The sequence below is a fragment of the Pseudomonas sp. LBUM1660 genome (assembly GCF_059695935.1).
In genome coordinates, this window is record NZ_CP166795.1 from 4,323,118 (window position 1) to 4,337,088 (window position 13,971).

The window sequence follows — 13,971 nt, forward strand, 5'->3', positions numbered from 1 at the left end:
CGGCCAACCGGTTGAAGCGATGTGTCAGCTAAAGCTCTCGATCAACAACGGATACAGCGAAGCCACCAACAGCAAGGCCATGCCCCAGTTGAACAGCCGCAACCAGCGACGATCCTTCAACACATTGCGCAACAATGTGCCGCAACCGGCCCAGACGCCGACGCTCGGCAGGTTGATCAAGGCAAAGACCGCAGCAATCACGATCACATTGGTGAAGTAGCCCTGCATCGGCGTGTAGGTGCTGATGGCGCCGATGGCCATGATCCATGCCTTGGGATTGACCCACTGAAACGCTGCCGCACCCAGGTAGCTGATGGGTTTGCTGTCGCCCTTTTCACTCTCGGAGACCGGTCCGGAATGGGCGATTTTCCACGCCAGGTACAGCAAGTACGCCGCGCCGACGTAACGCAGCACTGTGTAGAGCAATGGATAGGTTTGAAACACGGCACCCAGGCCGAAACCGACGGCGAGGACAAGCACAAAGAAGCCGCAAGTGATGCCCAACATGTGCGGAATGGTGCGGTGAAAGCCGAAGTTGACGCCCGATGCCAGCAACATGGTGTTGTTGGGGCCGGGGGTAATCGAGGTGACGAGGGCAAACAGGGCGAAGCCCAGCAGCAGATCGAGCGAGAGCGTCATGAGCGGCAGTCCAATCAGGGTCAGTCAGGTGTTGACCCTATCGCACGCCCCGGGGGAAACCCATGGACAGTTACGTGAAACTTCGAACGGTACAGTTTCAGATCAGCTCGGACGACCGTGAAGCTGTACAGCACGTTCGGCGTTCATTTCGCCTTGTTTGTCGAAACTGAACGGTTTTTGCGGCTGGCCGAGCAATTCGGCTTTTTTCGCATGGTACTCATCGAAGGATAAACCACGACGATTCAAGTCTTCCAACGCCAGTTCCCTACTTTCTTCGGCGGTGTATGGCCGCAATTCCGGTGACACATGGCTGGCACATCCGGCGAGAACGGAGACCGCGAGCAGCAGGAAAGTGGCGATTAGAGGTTTCATGGGTGGCGTCCTGGCATCTGGGTTCGGGGCAATGAACACAGGCTACCCGCCCCCTTCGACGGGCAGAAATCAACGCTCTCGATAGTGGCTATCGAATTTGGCCAATGACGCTCAGCCAGTCCGTTTTATATCTCCAAATGATCTATAAATATTAATTTAAGATATTTTACGGAATAACAACCTGCCTTTATAACAACTCCATCGCCTCACGTACTGTTGCCCACGCAACTGTTTCCCAAGCAACAGTCATTCAACAAACAGCCCTCGAAATCGCACAGTGCCCACTGACCGATACGCCGCAAGCCCCGTAAACCTGGGCTTTCGAGGAGTGGTACAGCTCTTGCTCAAGTCAGTGACTTCCCACTGCTCGCTGAGCAACTGTTTAAAAAGGAACTGGTCATGTCGCGTCCATTGAAAGTCGTTGCCCTCTCCGGCGGTACCTGGCGTCCGTCCCGCACGCTGGTGCTGACCCAAGCGCTATTGGCCGAGTTGGCCGAGCAATTGCCGATCGAGAGCAAGCTGATCGAGTTGGGCGACATCGCCCGGCCACTGGGCGCCGCACTGTCGCGCCAGGAATTGAGCGCCGAGATCGAGGCCGAGTTGCAAGCGATCGAGAACGCCGACCTGCTGATCGTCGCCGCACCGGTTTATCGCGGTTCCTACCCTGGCCTGCTCAAGCACCTGTTCGACCTCATCGACCTCAATGCGCTGATCGACACCCCGGTTCTGCTGGCCGCCACCGGTGGCAGCGAACGGCACGCGTTGGTACTCGATCATCAGTTGCGGCCGCTGTTCAGTTTCTTCCAGGCCCTGACCTTGCCCATTGGCGTCTACGCCACCGAAGCCGATTTCGCCCATTACCAAATAACCAGTGAGCCCTTGAAGGCCCGCATTCGTCTTGCTGCAGAACGCGCTGCGCCGTTGTTTGGCGCGCACCCCAAAAATCTGCTGAAAATCGCCTAAGGATTTCTTCATGGATGTTTTCTGGTTCCTGCCGACCCACGGCGACGGCCATTACCTGGGCACCACTCAGGGCGCTCGCCCAGTGACCCTCAACTACCTCAAACAAGTGGCACAGGCCGCTGACAGCCTCGGCTACCACGGCGTGCTGATCCCTACCGGGCGCTCCTGCGAAGATTCGTGGGTAATTGCCTCGGCGCTGGTGCCGCTGACCGAGCGCCTGCGTTACCTGGTGGCGATCCGCCCCGGGATCATCTCGCCAACGGTTTCGGCACGCATGGCCGCCACGCTGGATCGACTGTCCAATGGCCGCTTGCTGATCAACGTGGTGACCGGCGGTGACCCAGATGAAAACCGCGGTGACGGGATCTTCCTCGATCACAGCGAGCGCTATGAAGTCACCGACGAATTCCTGAAGATCTGGCGCCGCGTGTTGCAAGGCGAATCGGTGGATTTCGAGGGCAAACACCTGCAAGTGCAGAACGCCAAGGCGTTGTATCCGCCGGTGCAGAAACCATATCCGCCGCTGTACTTCGGCGGTTCATCCGAAGCTGCCCACGAACTTGCCGCCGAACAGGTTGATGTTTACCTGACCTGGGGCGAGCCACCGGCCGCGGTCGCGGAAAAACTCGCCGATGTGCGTGAGCGTGCAGCGCGAAACGGGCGCACGGTGAAGTTCGGGATTCGCTTGCATGTGATTGTCCGCGAGACGGCCGAAGAAGCCTGGAAAGCGGCGGACAAACTGATCGAGCACATCAGCGACGAGACCATCGCCGCCGCGCAGAAGTCGTTCTCGCGTTTCGACTCCGAAGGCCAGCGACGCATGGCCGCGCTGCATGACGGGCGCCGCGACAACCTGGAAATCTCCCCCAACCTGTGGGCCGGTGTCGGCCTGGTGCGCGGCGGTGCCGGGACGGCGCTGGTCGGTGATCCGCAGCAAGTGGCGGCGCGGATCAAGGAGTACGCGGACCTGGGCATCGAGAGTTTCATCTTCTCCGGCTATCCACACCTCGAAGAGGCTTATCGCTTTGCCGAGCTGGTGTTCCCGCTGCTGCCCGAGCCGTATGCGAGCCTCGCGGGGCGAGGTGTCACCAACCTCACCGGGCCGTTTGGCGAAATGATCGCCAATGACGTACTCCCGGCTCACGCCAAAGCCTGACCCACGATCCTGTAGATACTCTGTTCACGGTCAAGCTTTCGCGAGATGTTTTTCGCTAAAAAGCTTGGCCGTATTAAATTCTTCTCCGGAACGCATGCATGCCCATAACCCGGTTAGGTATTTGCGCATGACCGCACCGATGGCCTGCATTTTCTTCTTGCCGCGCGCTACCAGAGCCTCGTAGAAGGCCTTCACATTCTCATCACAACGGATTGCCGTCATCGCCGGCATGAACATCGCTGCGCGCAAGTAAGCATTACCGCATTTGGACATTCGCCCTGGCCGGTTCACGCTGGTGCCTGACTGGGTCAACCTGACATCCAGGCCTGCATAGCGGCTTACCTGCGCCGATTTAAGCGTTACCGGAAGGGTCGTCAGCTCAGCCAGTGCGGCGATGGCTGAGGCCTCTCCAACGCCGGGGGCCGCCAGCATGCAGCGAAACTGCAAACTCAGATCCGGGCATTTGGCGATGGCATCACGTGCGGCTTTCTTCAAGCGATCAATCCGTGTGTCCAGCCCTGCAATCGCCTCTTTCTCATCCTCGATCAGCAGCTCCACACTCGTTTCTGTCGCTTGTAGCGCGTGTAATTCGTTTTTGGCTCGTGTTCGATGACCAATCAGCCGATTGATATGGCGGCCAATCGCACGCAACGTCATTTGATCGGTAGTAGGCGGAACCCAAAGCCTGGGAGTCATGCGCTCGCCATATTCAGCCAGCAATTGAGCGTCTATCTGGTCAGTTTTGCTGTTTTGCAGCATCACTTTTGCAAAATTGTGGAAGCTTTTGGGGTTGATCACCGAGACCGGCAGGCCGGCAGCGTGCAACTCCAATGCAAGATCCAGGTAGTAAATGCCAGTGGCCTCCATGACCACGCTCAGCGGTTTGAGACCTAACATCTTTGTCACGGCAGCCTTACGTCCTTTGGGCGTGTGCTGAATGTCCCACTGGCCTGATGTTTTACCGCTCTGCCGCCATCCCATGACAGACGTGCGCGCACCAATGTCTATGCCGATATGAATATTCATGCTTTTCACTTCCCTGACTTTCGGTAAGATTGCCCCTGGTTCCCCCGACCTCGAACTTCATGCCACTGCAACCTTGTAATGCGAAGTCCGACTTGTCGGCTTCTCGATACTCTTCGTGGTGGGCAATGAGGCGGGGGGGCCTCTCTACAGACAAGGTCAGGAGCAAATCCTGCCTTCAGGAGCGATCGGCCTCCCCCAGAAACGCACTTGCTTTTGTATGAATCCTTGAGCGTAACCTCTTTCGTTGGAATCAAGGTCAACATACAAGGAGCGAGGCTTGCCCGCGAAGGCGATCTGTCAGTCGACATTTCTGTTGAATGTGATGGCCTCTTCGCGGGCAAGCCTCGCTCCTACAAGTACGGCATCGTTCATATGAGGAACCCCGCGTGACTGCCAAGCCGCAAAGCGCCCTGTTGTCTCCCATGCAGACCGCCCGCCAGTTGGCCGCCGGTTTTGCCCTGACCGCCGTCGAGCGCGACGAGCGTGGCGGCACGCCCAAGGCCGAACGCGACGCGTTGCGCCACAGCGGTCTGCTCGCGTTAAGCATTCCCGTGCAGTACGGCGGCCTCGGCGCCAGCTGGAGTGAGACTCTGGGCATCGTGCGCGAGTTCGCCAAGGTCGACAGTTCGATCGCCCATGTCTTCGGCTTCCATCACCTGATGCTCGCCACCGTGCGCCTGTTCGCCCGGCCCGAGCAATGGCAGCCGTGGTTCGAACAAACCGCACGCAAAAACTGGTTCTGGGGCAACGCCCTCAATCCGCTGGACACCCGCACCGTGGTGAAAAACCTCGGTGGCTGGCGGGAATTTTACGGCAAGAAAAGCTTCTGCTCCGGTGCAAGCGACTCGGAGATGCTGATTGCCTCGGCCGTTGATGAAAGCGCCGGTGGCAAGCTGCTGATCGCCGCCATCCCCAGCGGTCGCAGCGGCATCACCCTGCACAACGACTGGAACAACATGGGCCAGCGCCAGACCGACAGCGGCAGCGCGACGTTCGAACGGGTGCGGGTCGAGGAATCGGAACTGCTGCTCGACCCGGGTCCGCTGAGCACACCGTTTGCCTGCCTGCGACCGTTGATTGCCCAACTGACCTTCACCCACATGTTCCTCGGCATTGCCGAAGGTGCCTTCGAAGAAGCGCGGCAATACACGCTCACCGAAACCCGGCCGTGGCACAAATCCAGCGCGCAGGACGTGCGTCAGGATCCTTATGTGCTCGGCCATTACGGTGAATTCTGGGTCGCTCTCGAAGGCGTTCGGTTGCTGGTGGAACGCGCTGCCGAGTTACTCGACAAGGCTTGGGCCAAAGGCCCGAATCTCAGCGCCGAAGAACGCGGACATCTCGCCACCGCCATCGCCACGGCGAAAGTCGCGGCCACGCGCAATGGCCTGGACATCTGTAGCCGGTTGTTCGAAGTCACCGGTGCGCGTTCGACCCATGCCTCGCTGCGTCTGGACCGCCACTGGCGCAACCTGCGCACGCAGACCCTGCACGACCCGGTGGATTACAAACTCCATGAACTGGGTGATTGGGCGCTGAACCAGTCCCTGCCGATCCCGACTTTCTATTCATAGCCTTCTATTCAGGGAGCCTGCCTGATGCAACTTCTGACCCTACCGCCCTCGCCCGCTCTGGCCACGTCGATCCGCGCCACCGCGCAGGTGTTCGAAGACCCGAAATCCCAGGCCTTGCTCGCGCACATCCAACAAGTCGCACCGAGTGAAGCCAGCGTGCTGATCATCGGCGAGACCGGCACCGGCAAGGAGCTGGTGGCGCGGCATATCCACAACCTCAGCGCCCGGCGCAACCGGCCGTTCGTGGCGGTGAACTGCGGTGCGTTCTCCGAGTCCCTGGTCGAGGCCGAATTGTTCGGCCACGAAAAAGGCGCGTTTACCGGTGCCTTGAGCGCCAAGGCCGGCTGGTTCGAAGAGGCCGATGGCGGCACCTTGTTCCTCGACGAAATCGGCGATCTGCCGATGGCGATTCAGGTCAAGTTGCTGCGCGTATTGCAAGAGCGCGAAGTGGTGCGCCTCGGTTCGCGCAAGAGCATTCCCATCGACGTGCGCGTGCTGGCGGCGACCAACGTGCAGCTGGAAAAAGCCATCAACGCCGGGCATTTTCGCGAGGATTTGTACTACCGCCTCGACGTGGTCAGCCTGGAACTGAGCCCGTTGCGCGACCGTCCCGGCGACATCCTGCCGCTGACCCGACATTTCGTCGAAGCCTACAGCCAGCGCCTCGGTTACGGCACCATCACCATCAGCAAAGAAGCCGAACTGAAACTGCGCAGCTACAGCTGGCCGGGCAACATCCGAGAACTGGAAAACGTGATTCACCACACCCTGCTGATCTGCCGTAACGGCGTGATTGAACGCGATGACCTGCGCCTGTCGAACATGCGCATCGAGCGTCAGGACGATCACCACGCCAACGTCGATGATTCACCGGAAGCCTTGCTCGACCGGGCCTTTCAAAAACTCTTCGAAGAACAGGCCGGTGCGCTGCATGAAAAAGTCGAAGACGCGTTGTTGCGCGCGGCGTATCGCTTCAGCCATTACAACCAGGTGCACACCGCGGCCCTGCTGGGCTTGAGCCGAAACGTCACGCGCACACGACTGATCAAGATCGGCGAACTGGCGGTGAACAAGCGCCGGCCCACGGAAAACGTTCAGGGTGAGCGCTTGATGCAGTTGTCGATCTAAGCGCTTACCCCTGATGCACCAGATTGCAGTGCAGCGCGTTGTCATGGCTACGTTCCAGACTGTGCAGCACCTGGAACGAGCCGAAGGTCACGGTTTTCGCCTGATGCGCGCGAATCAGCTGCCAGAAATCCTGTTCGCCGCTTTCAAAGCTCTGAAACGCGGCTTCCCCCGCCTCACGAGATTGCCATTGCAGGTAATTGAGCACCCGCCGGCCATCGTCGCTGGCCTGGATACTCGCACTTAAAAACCCGCTGTAGCCTTGGGCCAGGCGCTCGGTCTGCTTTGACAGTGCCGACACTAACGCGGGTTGCTGATGGGGTTCGATCTCGAATTCGATCAACTGGGTGAAGCTGCGATTTTTCTCTGGCGCTTGCATGAAGAGTCCCCACTGACGTGTAAGCCGGACCTTGCGATCCGAAGGCCTGCAGGGTAAAACCTCGAGTTAACTAGAGGTCAAGAGGCATTTTTTAAATGATCACCTCGGAAAGTCTGCACACGGAACTCACCGTCGGCCAATTGGCCGCGCGCAGTGGCGTGGCCGTCACGGCGCTGCACTTTTACGAGTCCAAAGGTTTGATCAAAAGCAATCGCAACCAGGGCAACCAGCGACGCTATCCACGGGAAGTGTTGCGGCGGGTGGCATTGATCAAAGTCGCACAGCGGCTGGGGATTCCGCTGGCGGAGATTGGCGAGGCACTGAAAGCCTTGCCGGATAACCGCGCGCCGACGGCGGCGGACTGGAAGGTGATGTCGGTGCAGTGGAGTCGGGACCTGGATGAGCGGATCAGTCAATTGACCTTGCTGCGGGACAAGCTCAATGGCTGTATCGGCTGTGGGTGTTTGTCGATGGAGGCGTGTCCATTGCGTAACTTTGGCGATGTGCTGGGGGAACAGGGGCCGGGGGCGCAGCTGTTGGAATCGGGGACAGATCCGAAATAGCGGCGTGGCCTTCGCGGGCAAGCCTCGCTCCTACAGGATTGCGTGTTACTGGCGAACGACACAAAACCTGAGCGAGGCTTGCCCGCGAAGGCGTCCTCAAGGTAGACCGAAAGCTTAGAACCCCGGCGCAAACTGCCCTTTGTAGCGGGTCAGGATGAACTGCCAAACCTCATCGTAGTTCAACGCCTTGGCCAGTTTCTGCAAACAGTGGCGCTGCTGCTCGTCGGGCACTCGGTGGCGCAAAAGGGGCTGACCTATAGTTGTTCGACCGGAAATCGGCGAAGGAACACCTTCAATTCACAACAACCAGGGAGAACCATCATGAGCGTCAAACCCATTCCAGAGGGTTATCACAGCATTACGCCTTATCTGGGCATTCAGAAAGCGGCCGAAGCCATCGAGTTCTACAAGAAGGCTTTTGGCGCCACCGAAGTCATGCGCCTGGCCATGCCTGATGGCGGGATTGGCCACGCCGAACTGCGCATCGGTGATTGCCCGATCATGCTCGGCACCCCGTGCGATCAGGGACCATTGAGCAATCCCGACAAATCGCCGTCCGTGGGGCTGCATTTGTATGTGAACGATGTGGACAAGTCTTATAAACAGGCAATTGCGGCGGGTGGCACGGTGGTGTCCGAGGTCAAGGATCAGTTTTATGGCGACCGTTCGGGGACGCTGAAAGATCCCTATGGGCATCTTTGGTTCCTGGCTACGCGCAAGGAGGATTTGACGCAGGAGCAGATCGAGCAGCGGGCCAAGGAGATGTTTCAGCAGGGTTGAATTCTTCGGTGTCTGAGCGGGCCTCTTCGCGGGCAAGCCTCGCTCCGACAGGGGGTTTGTGTGGTTCCTGATATTTGCGAACGAAACAATTCCCCGTAGGAGCGAGGCTTGCCCGCGAAGGCGTCATCCCTGATACCACAGATCCCTTGAACACACTTCATGAACAAGCGCACCACGCTTTGCGCCTTGCCCACGGCGCGCAACACTTTCAGGATGCAGGCAACTACAACAAGGACTCGCCCCATGTTCGCCGGATTCCTGAAAAACCAGCGCCACGTCAACGGTGTGGACATTGCCTACCGCATCGGCGGCAGCGGGCCAGGCCTGCTGTTGCTGCACGGTCACCCGCAGACCCACGTCATCTGGCACAAGGTCGCCGAGCAATTGGCCGAGTACTTCACCGTGATCGCCGCCGACCTGCGTGGTTACGGTGACAGCGGTAAACCACCGGCCAACGACCACCACTCAAATTACTCCAAACGAGAAATGGCCAAGGACAGCGTCGAGCTGATGCAGTCCCTGGGCTTCGAACAGTTTTCGGTGCTGGCCCACGACCGTGGCGCCCGCGTGGCCCATCGCCTGGCGCTGGATCACCCCGACACCGTGCAACGCATGGTGCTGCTGGACATCGCACCGACCCTGTCGATGTACGCGCAAACCAACGAAGCCTTTGCCCGCGCCTACTGGCACTGGTTTTTCCTGATCCGCCCGGCCCCGCTGCCGGGAACCCTGATCGAAGCCGACCCCGACGCCTATCTGCGCAGCGTGATGGGCAGTCGCAGCGCCGGGCTAAAACCGTTCGCCGCCGAGGCCTTCGGCGAATACCTGCGCTGCCTCAAACTGCCGGGCACCGCGCGCGGCATCTGCGAGGACTACCGCGCCAGCGCAGGCATCGACCTGGAGCATGACCGTGCCGATATCCAGGGCGGTCATTCTCTGCACCTGCCCTTGCTGGTGCTGTGGGGCGCCGAAGGCACAGTCGGGCGTTGTTTCGAGCCGCTCAAGGAATGGCAACACGTGGCCACCGACGTGCGCGGCATGGCCCTGCCCGCCGGCCATTACATCGCCGAAGAAGTCCCCGAATTGCTGCTCGCCGAAGTGCTGGGTTTCCTGCGCTGATCACGGCGCACCACCGGGGTCCGGCATCGCGGCGATGCGCACCGGGGCGGCGGGGTTGACGTGATCGACCACCGCCAGTGCGGTGCCGGCACGCCAGACTCCGCGTTTGGCCTCGCGCAACCCGCTGAACGCCTGGGGGCTGGTGTATTCGTTGATGACCTGGCGATCGATGTACAACAGGACGTGGCCCTGGTCATTGAGGCGACACACCGTGTGTGAATCGATGTGTTTGTCGTAGAGGATTCTTGCTGGAGTCATGGAGGTGCTCGCTCAGGCTCGCGGGTGAAAGGCGTCTGGGCTCCATCTTAGGGAGTAGGCCATCGCCATCAATGGCCGGACAGTGATCCCGTGAGCCATGGTTCGTGTTGGATCTATTCACCCGCTACCTCAAGTGAACACAAATCCGCTTGTAGGAGTGAGCCTGCTCGCGATAGCGGTGGTTCAGCCAACATCAACGTGACTGACACATCGCTATCGCGAGCAGCCTCACTCCCACAGGGGTTATGCGTGTTGGCTGGAACGCGAAACATTTACTTTCACATCACTGTTCGGGATTTCCGTTCCTCATCCGTCCTATAGAGATGCAGTCAGTCCGCGTAGGCAAAAGCCACGGGCCGGCCTTTCATGGACCTCATCGCTGGGAAGCCCGCAGCAGAGGCCCTCCCATCGATACAAGACCTTTAATCATGTCGAAGAAATCCCGCTCCAAACTCTGGTTTCTGGTCCATAGCTGGCTGGCCTTGCCGATCTGGTTTTTCGTGCTGATCGTCTGTGTCACCGGCACGCTGGCGGTGGTCAGTCAGGAAATCGTCTGGCTGGCCAACCCGCAGATGCGCGCCAGTCAGCCTGCGGACGATGCACCGCTGCTCAGTTATGACCAGATCATCGCCGCCATCAAGAAGGCGGAACCGAACACCCTGGTCGAGGGCATCAGCCGGCCCGACGAGTCGCACTTCGCGCTCGATGTCGATGTCAGCTACCCCGACGGGCGCTCGGTGAAGGTTTACGTCAACCCGTACAGCGGCGTGATTCAGGGCACTGCCCCGCAATTCAATTTCCAGGCCTTCACCCGTGCATTGCACGGCTGGTGGCTGGTGCCGTTCACCAACGGTTACAGCTGGGGCTGGTACCTGGTGTCGTTCCTGAGTCTGCCTTTGCTGGCGTCCCTGGTGACCGGGCTGGTGGTCTACAAGCGTTTCTGGAAAGGCTTTTTCCGACCGACATTGCGCATCCGTCATGGCGCACGAATTTTCTGGGGCGACTTTCACCGCCTCAGCGGCATATGGTCGATCTGGTTCATCGCGGTGATTTCCATCACTAGCACCTGGTTCCTGATTCAGGCATTCATGTTCGATAACCAGGTGTCGATTTCCACCGCCCCCGTGGCACTTGTGGTCCCGCGTGAGAGCGTGCCGGTGAGCAGCGATGGTTCGCCAGCGCCGATGATCAGCCTGGAAGCCGCGATTGCCCAGGCCAAGGAACGCATTCCGGGTCTGGAAGACAGCTTCGTCAGTATGCCCGCCAATGCCTACAGCTACCTCACGGTGGGCGGTCGCAGTTGGTATCCGTTGATGTTCCAGACCGCCGAGATCAACCCGTACACCGGCGATATCGCCGCCACCCGCCTGCTGTCGGACCGTTCCGGCCTGGAGCTGGTGACCGAATCCATGCGGCCGCTGCACACCGGTGATTTCGGCGGCATCTGGATCAAGCTGATCTGGTTCTTCTTCGGTTTGATCCTGAGCATGATGGTGCTCAGCGGCCTGCTGATCTGGACCAAGCGCACCGCCCTGGCCACGGCCAACGCCCTCAAGCGCAAAGACAAGCGTCCGCGCACCATTGCCGTCGAAAGCCGCGAAACCGCGGGGGTCAGCCAATGAGCCTGTTCGCCGCTGAAAAACCCGCTTCGAAACTCAGCCGCTTCTGGCACAAATGGCGTTTCCACATCAACGTTCTGCTGTTGCTGGTGCCGCTGGGGTTCATGCCCAAATATTTTGCCGATGCGGCGCTGTTTCGTGGCGACACCGGCCTGGGTGAGCGGGAAATCGGTGAAGTGCAGGTCGGGCCCTGGAGCCTGCGCCTCGCCGAGTTGCGCAACGAAGCCCCGACCCTCGATGGCCCGGCCGGCCACATGAAGAGCTTCAATGCGGCGCTGTGCGACAGCTGCCGCGATCAGGTCAAGGCGACGTACCTGCGCATCGGCAAACCCCGCAGCCTGCGCGCCGCCGGGGTGATTTTCTTCGGCACGCCGTACCGCATGGGCGCCATGCTGCCGATCCCCGACAAGACCAAAGCCGACGCCGAACTGTGGATCACCATGGAAGGCTGGGACGGCGCGATGCACCAAGCGTCGATCCCCCTGAGCCAGGCATCCCCCGCCACCCTCGCGTGGCTGAACAAACAAGGAGGCAAACCATGACGCTACGTTCTCTAAACGCGGCTTTACTGGTGCTCTGCGCCGGTTTCAGCGCCAGCGCCCTGGCCCACAACCCGATGTGCGAATGCAAAGCCATCGATACCGAACACATCCAGTGCACGGGCGGTTTCTCCGACGGCAGTGGCGCACCGGGCGTGACGCTGGATGTGATCGGCTACGACGAAACCATCCTCGTGCCGGGCAAGCTCGGCGCCGATTCGACCCTGACTTTCAAGAAGCCCGGCGCCGAATTCTACGTGCTGTTCGACGCAGGCCCCGGCCACGTCGTCGAGATCGACCAAGCGGACATCGAAGCCCCATGAGTACGCCAACCACGCACGTCGTCCGCCCGGCCGGTGCCGGCCATGAAACCCTGTACGTGTTGCTGTTGTGCCTGATGATCCTGGCGGTGGCCGGCTCGGTGGTCGCCTGGCGCCATGAGTCTCAGGAAGTCAGCAGCGTAGGCAGCCATCAACTGGATGCCCGCCGCGACCTGAGCGCGTCCGAGCAAGGCATCTACGCCGACCTGCGGGTGACTCTGGACGAGATCCACCTGCTGCGCCAGGAACAACAAGCGCTGCCGACTCCCGCAACGCTTGCCGATGAAGGCTTTGCACCGTTTGCCCAGGACGCCAGTTCCGTCAGTCGGGGCGGCCATGCCTGGCAGTTGCTCGACGCCAAGGCTTACTTCGGTCAGAGCCAGACGCCCGCCGTGGCTGGGTCGTTTCTGATGCGTTTGACCGCTGACGATGATGCGCCTGACGTCTGGCTCAACCGCGGCAACGCCCTCGCGGCCCCGACCGATCTCACTGACGCCGCGCTCGAAAGCGCCGGCTGGCAGCAGATCGTCGCGCAATTCGATGCCGGCGTGACCCGCCAGCACCGGCACTGAACCCTCGCCTTCACCCGAGAGAAGACCGCTTTCCCATGCCTATTTCATCTCAACGCTCCTTCCTGCGCCCGCTGCTGGCCGGCCTGCTTGCCTTATTGCTGACGCCACTGGCCAGCGCCGAAGACGCCAAACGCCTGCGCATCGGCATCACCCTGCACCCTTATTACAGCTACGTGGCCAACATCGTCGGTGACAAGGCCGAGGTGGTGCCGCTGATTCCGGCCGGGTTCAACCCGCATGCCTACGAGCCGCGCGCCGAAGACATCAAGCGCATCAGCGGGCTCGACGTGGTCGTGCTCAATGGCGTCGGTCATGACGACTTCGCCGACCGCATGATCGCCGCCAGCGAAACGCCGAACGTCCCGGTGATCGAAGCCAACGAAAACGTGCCGCTGCTGGCGGCTACCGGCACCGCCGCCCGCGGAGCCGGCAAGGTCGTCAATCCGCACACGTTCCTGTCGATCAGCGCCTCCATTGCCCAGGTCAACAACATCGCCCGGGAACTGGGCAAGCTCGACCCGGCCAATGCCAAGACCTACACCCAGAACGCCCGCGCTTACGGCAAGCGCCTGCGGCAGATGCGCGCCGATGCCCTGGCGAAACTGACTCAGGCGCCGAACGCCGAACTGCGGGTGGCGACGGTGCATGCGGCGTATGACTATCTGCTGCGTGAATTCGGCCTGGAAGTGACCGCCGTGGTCGAACCGGCCCACGGCATCGAGCCGAGTCCGAGCCAGTTGAAAAAGACCATCGATCAACTGCGGGAACTGGACGTGAAGGTGATCTTCTCGGAGATGGATTTCCCGTCCAGCTACGTCGACACCATTCAGCGTGAATCCGGGGTGAAGCTGTACCCGCTGTCGCACATTTCCTATGGCGAATACACCGCCGAGAAGTACGAAAAGGAAATGACCGGCAACCTCAACACCGTGGTTCGGGCTATTCAGGAGTCGGGGAAATGACGGCT

At 60.3% G+C, this 13,971-nt stretch carries 16 protein-coding genes and 2 pseudogenes; 12 read left to right on the forward strand and 6 right to left on the reverse strand.

Annotation, left to right across the window (positions count from 1 at the left end; translation table 11 throughout):
• Positions 1 to 24 precede the first annotated feature (24 nt).
• Complete coding sequence (locus tag ACA068_RS20035) at positions 25 to 639, reverse strand: LysE family translocator (protein WP_497304232.1); 615 nt, start codon at positions 637 to 639, stop codon at positions 25 to 27.
• 102 nt (positions 640 to 741) lie between these two features.
• On the reverse strand, positions 742 to 1,011 hold the full coding sequence (locus ACA068_RS20040; protein ID WP_497304234.1) for a hypothetical protein: 270 nt from the start codon (positions 1,009 to 1,011) through the stop codon (positions 742 to 744).
• A gap of 399 nt (positions 1,012 to 1,410) precedes the next feature.
• Between ACA068_RS20040 and msuE the strand changes: the two genes are divergently transcribed.
• The gene (gene msuE, locus ACA068_RS20045; RefSeq protein ID WP_497304235.1) at positions 1,411 to 1,974 is read left to right on the forward strand and encodes an FMN reductase; all 564 of its coding nucleotides are present in this window, start codon (positions 1,411 to 1,413) and stop codon (positions 1,972 to 1,974) included.
• Positions 1,975 to 1,984: 10 nt separating this feature from the next.
• A complete protein-coding gene (gene ssuD / locus ACA068_RS20050; RefSeq protein ID WP_046054455.1) occupies positions 1,985 to 3,130 on the forward strand; it encodes an FMNH2-dependent alkanesulfonate monooxygenase in 1,146 nt (381 codons plus the stop codon).
• Positions 3,131 to 3,160: 30 nt separating this feature from the next.
• Here the strand turns inward: ssuD and ACA068_RS20055 are convergent, their stop codons facing one another.
• On the reverse strand, positions 3,161 to 4,156 hold the full coding sequence (locus tag ACA068_RS20055) for an IS110 family RNA-guided transposase (RefSeq protein ID WP_497303007.1): 996 nt from the start codon (positions 4,154 to 4,156) through the stop codon (positions 3,161 to 3,163).
• 422 nt (positions 4,157 to 4,578) lie between these two features.
• Between ACA068_RS20055 and ACA068_RS20060 the strand changes: the two genes are divergently transcribed.
• Both ACA068_RS20060 and ACA068_RS20065 read left to right on the forward strand, forming a co-directional pair.
• Entirely contained in the window at positions 4,579 to 5,730 is a 1,152-nt protein-coding gene (locus ACA068_RS20060; protein ID WP_497310633.1) for an acyl-CoA dehydrogenase family protein, read from the forward strand.
• Between the two features lie 24 nt (positions 5,731 to 5,754).
• The gene (locus ACA068_RS20065) at positions 5,755 to 6,858 is read left to right on the forward strand and encodes a sigma-54 interaction domain-containing protein (RefSeq protein ID WP_497304238.1); all 1,104 of its coding nucleotides are present in this window, start codon (positions 5,755 to 5,757) and stop codon (positions 6,856 to 6,858) included.
• A 4-nt stretch (positions 6,859 to 6,862) separates the two neighbouring features.
• On the opposite strand, the gene ACA068_RS20070 is transcribed toward ACA068_RS20065, so the two are convergent.
• A complete protein-coding gene (locus ACA068_RS20070) occupies positions 6,863 to 7,234 on the reverse strand; it encodes an antibiotic biosynthesis monooxygenase (protein WP_497304240.1) in 372 nt (123 codons plus the stop codon).
• Positions 7,235 to 7,329: 95 nt separating this feature from the next.
• Here ACA068_RS20070 and soxR point away from each other — a divergent pair, with 95 nt between their 5' ends.
• Positions 7,330 to 7,797 (forward strand): redox-sensitive transcriptional activator SoxR, encoded by a 468-nt coding sequence (soxR, locus tag ACA068_RS20075; RefSeq protein WP_497304242.1) that lies wholly within the window; start codon positions 7,330 to 7,332, stop codon positions 7,795 to 7,797.
• A gap of 114 nt (positions 7,798 to 7,911) precedes the next feature.
• Here the strand turns inward: soxR and ACA068_RS20080 are convergent.
• Positions 7,912 to 8,001 (reverse strand): annotated as a pseudogene (locus tag ACA068_RS20080) (MetQ/NlpA family ABC transporter substrate-binding protein); the annotation flags it as partial.
• A gap of 117 nt (positions 8,002 to 8,118) precedes the next feature.
• On the opposite strand from ACA068_RS20080, the gene ACA068_RS20085 reads away from it, so the two are divergent.
• Together ACA068_RS20085 and ACA068_RS20090 are read left to right on the forward strand one after the other, a co-directional pair.
• Positions 8,119 to 8,577 (forward strand): VOC family protein, encoded by a 459-nt coding sequence (locus ACA068_RS20085; protein ID WP_497304244.1) that lies wholly within the window; start codon positions 8,119 to 8,121, stop codon positions 8,575 to 8,577.
• 243 nt (positions 8,578 to 8,820) lie between these two features.
• On the forward strand, positions 8,821 to 9,696 hold the full coding sequence (locus tag ACA068_RS20090) for an alpha/beta fold hydrolase (protein ID WP_497304245.1): 876 nt from the start codon (positions 8,821 to 8,823) through the stop codon (positions 9,694 to 9,696).
• Between the two features lie 6 nt (positions 9,697 to 9,702).
• Here the strand turns inward: ACA068_RS20090 and ACA068_RS20095 are convergent.
• Positions 9,703 to 9,954, reverse strand: a pseudogene (locus ACA068_RS20095) (aconitase family protein); the annotation flags it as partial.
• A gap of 428 nt (positions 9,955 to 10,382) precedes the next feature.
• On the opposite strand from ACA068_RS20095, the gene ACA068_RS20100 reads away from it, so the two are divergent.
• The 5 genes from ACA068_RS20100 to ACA068_RS20120 are packed head-to-tail and all read left to right on the forward strand — an operon-like array spanning position 10,383 to position 13,966.
• Positions 10,383 to 11,576: a PepSY-associated TM helix domain-containing protein gene (locus ACA068_RS20100; protein WP_497304247.1), complete on the forward strand. Its 1,194-nt coding sequence runs from the start codon at positions 10,383 to 10,385 to the stop codon at positions 11,574 to 11,576.
• Entirely contained in the window at positions 11,573 to 12,115 is a 543-nt protein-coding gene (locus tag ACA068_RS20105; protein WP_403108476.1) for a PA2404 family protein, read from the forward strand. The genes ACA068_RS20100 and ACA068_RS20105 overlap by 4 nt, the downstream gene beginning before the upstream one ends.
• Entirely contained in the window at positions 12,112 to 12,435 is a 324-nt protein-coding gene (locus ACA068_RS20110; RefSeq protein ID WP_497304249.1) for a hypothetical protein, read from the forward strand. Before ACA068_RS20105 ends, ACA068_RS20110 begins: the two co-directional genes overlap by 4 nt.
• Positions 12,432 to 13,004, forward strand: coding sequence for a DUF6162 family protein (locus tag ACA068_RS20115; protein ID WP_497304251.1), 573 nt, complete (start codon positions 12,432 to 12,434; stop codon positions 13,002 to 13,004). Before ACA068_RS20110 ends, ACA068_RS20115 begins: the two co-directional genes overlap by 4 nt.
• A 35-nt stretch (positions 13,005 to 13,039) precedes the next feature.
• Positions 13,040 to 13,966: a metal ABC transporter solute-binding protein, Zn/Mn family gene (locus ACA068_RS20120; RefSeq protein WP_497304253.1), complete on the forward strand. Its 927-nt coding sequence runs from the start codon at positions 13,040 to 13,042 to the stop codon at positions 13,964 to 13,966.
• Positions 13,967 to 13,971: the final 5 nt, after the last annotated feature.

Bases quoted from the DNA above. Each gene is read 5' to 3' on its own strand.
- ACA068_RS20035 (WP_497304232.1), bottom strand. From the start codon at position 639: ATGACGCTCTCGCTCGATCTGCTGCTGGGCTTCGCCCTGTTTGCCCTC.
- ACA068_RS20040 (WP_497304234.1), bottom strand. From the start codon at position 1,011: ATGAAACCTCTAATCGCCACTTTCCTGCTGCTCGCGGTCTCCGTTCTC.
- msuE (WP_497304235.1), top strand. From the start codon at position 1,411: ATGTCGCGTCCATTGAAAGTCGTTGCCCTCTCCGGCGGTACCTGGCGT.
- ssuD (WP_046054455.1), top strand. From the start codon at position 1,985: ATGGATGTTTTCTGGTTCCTGCCGACCCACGGCGACGGCCATTACCTG.
- ACA068_RS20055 (WP_497303007.1), bottom strand. From the start codon at position 4,156: ATGAATATTCATATCGGCATAGACATTGGTGCGCGCACGTCTGTCATG.
- ACA068_RS20060 (WP_497310633.1), top strand. From the start codon at position 4,579: ATGCAGACCGCCCGCCAGTTGGCCGCCGGTTTTGCCCTGACCGCCGTC.
- ACA068_RS20065 (WP_497304238.1), top strand. From the start codon at position 5,755: ATGCAACTTCTGACCCTACCGCCCTCGCCCGCTCTGGCCACGTCGATC.
- ACA068_RS20070 (WP_497304240.1), bottom strand. From the start codon at position 7,234: ATGCAAGCGCCAGAGAAAAATCGCAGCTTCACCCAGTTGATCGAATTC.
- soxR (WP_497304242.1), top strand. From the start codon at position 7,330: ATGATCACCTCGGAAAGTCTGCACACGGAACTCACCGTCGGCCAATTG.
- ACA068_RS20085 (WP_497304244.1), top strand. From the start codon at position 8,119: ATGAGCGTCAAACCCATTCCAGAGGGTTATCACAGCATTACGCCTTAT.
- ACA068_RS20090 (WP_497304245.1), top strand. From the start codon at position 8,821: ATGTTCGCCGGATTCCTGAAAAACCAGCGCCACGTCAACGGTGTGGAC.
- ACA068_RS20100 (WP_497304247.1), top strand. From the start codon at position 10,383: ATGTCGAAGAAATCCCGCTCCAAACTCTGGTTTCTGGTCCATAGCTGG.
- ACA068_RS20105 (WP_403108476.1), top strand. From the start codon at position 11,573: ATGAGCCTGTTCGCCGCTGAAAAACCCGCTTCGAAACTCAGCCGCTTC.
- ACA068_RS20110 (WP_497304249.1), top strand. From the start codon at position 12,112: ATGACGCTACGTTCTCTAAACGCGGCTTTACTGGTGCTCTGCGCCGGT.
- ACA068_RS20115 (WP_497304251.1), top strand. From the start codon at position 12,432: ATGAGTACGCCAACCACGCACGTCGTCCGCCCGGCCGGTGCCGGCCAT.
- ACA068_RS20120 (WP_497304253.1), top strand. From the start codon at position 13,040: ATGCCTATTTCATCTCAACGCTCCTTCCTGCGCCCGCTGCTGGCCGGC.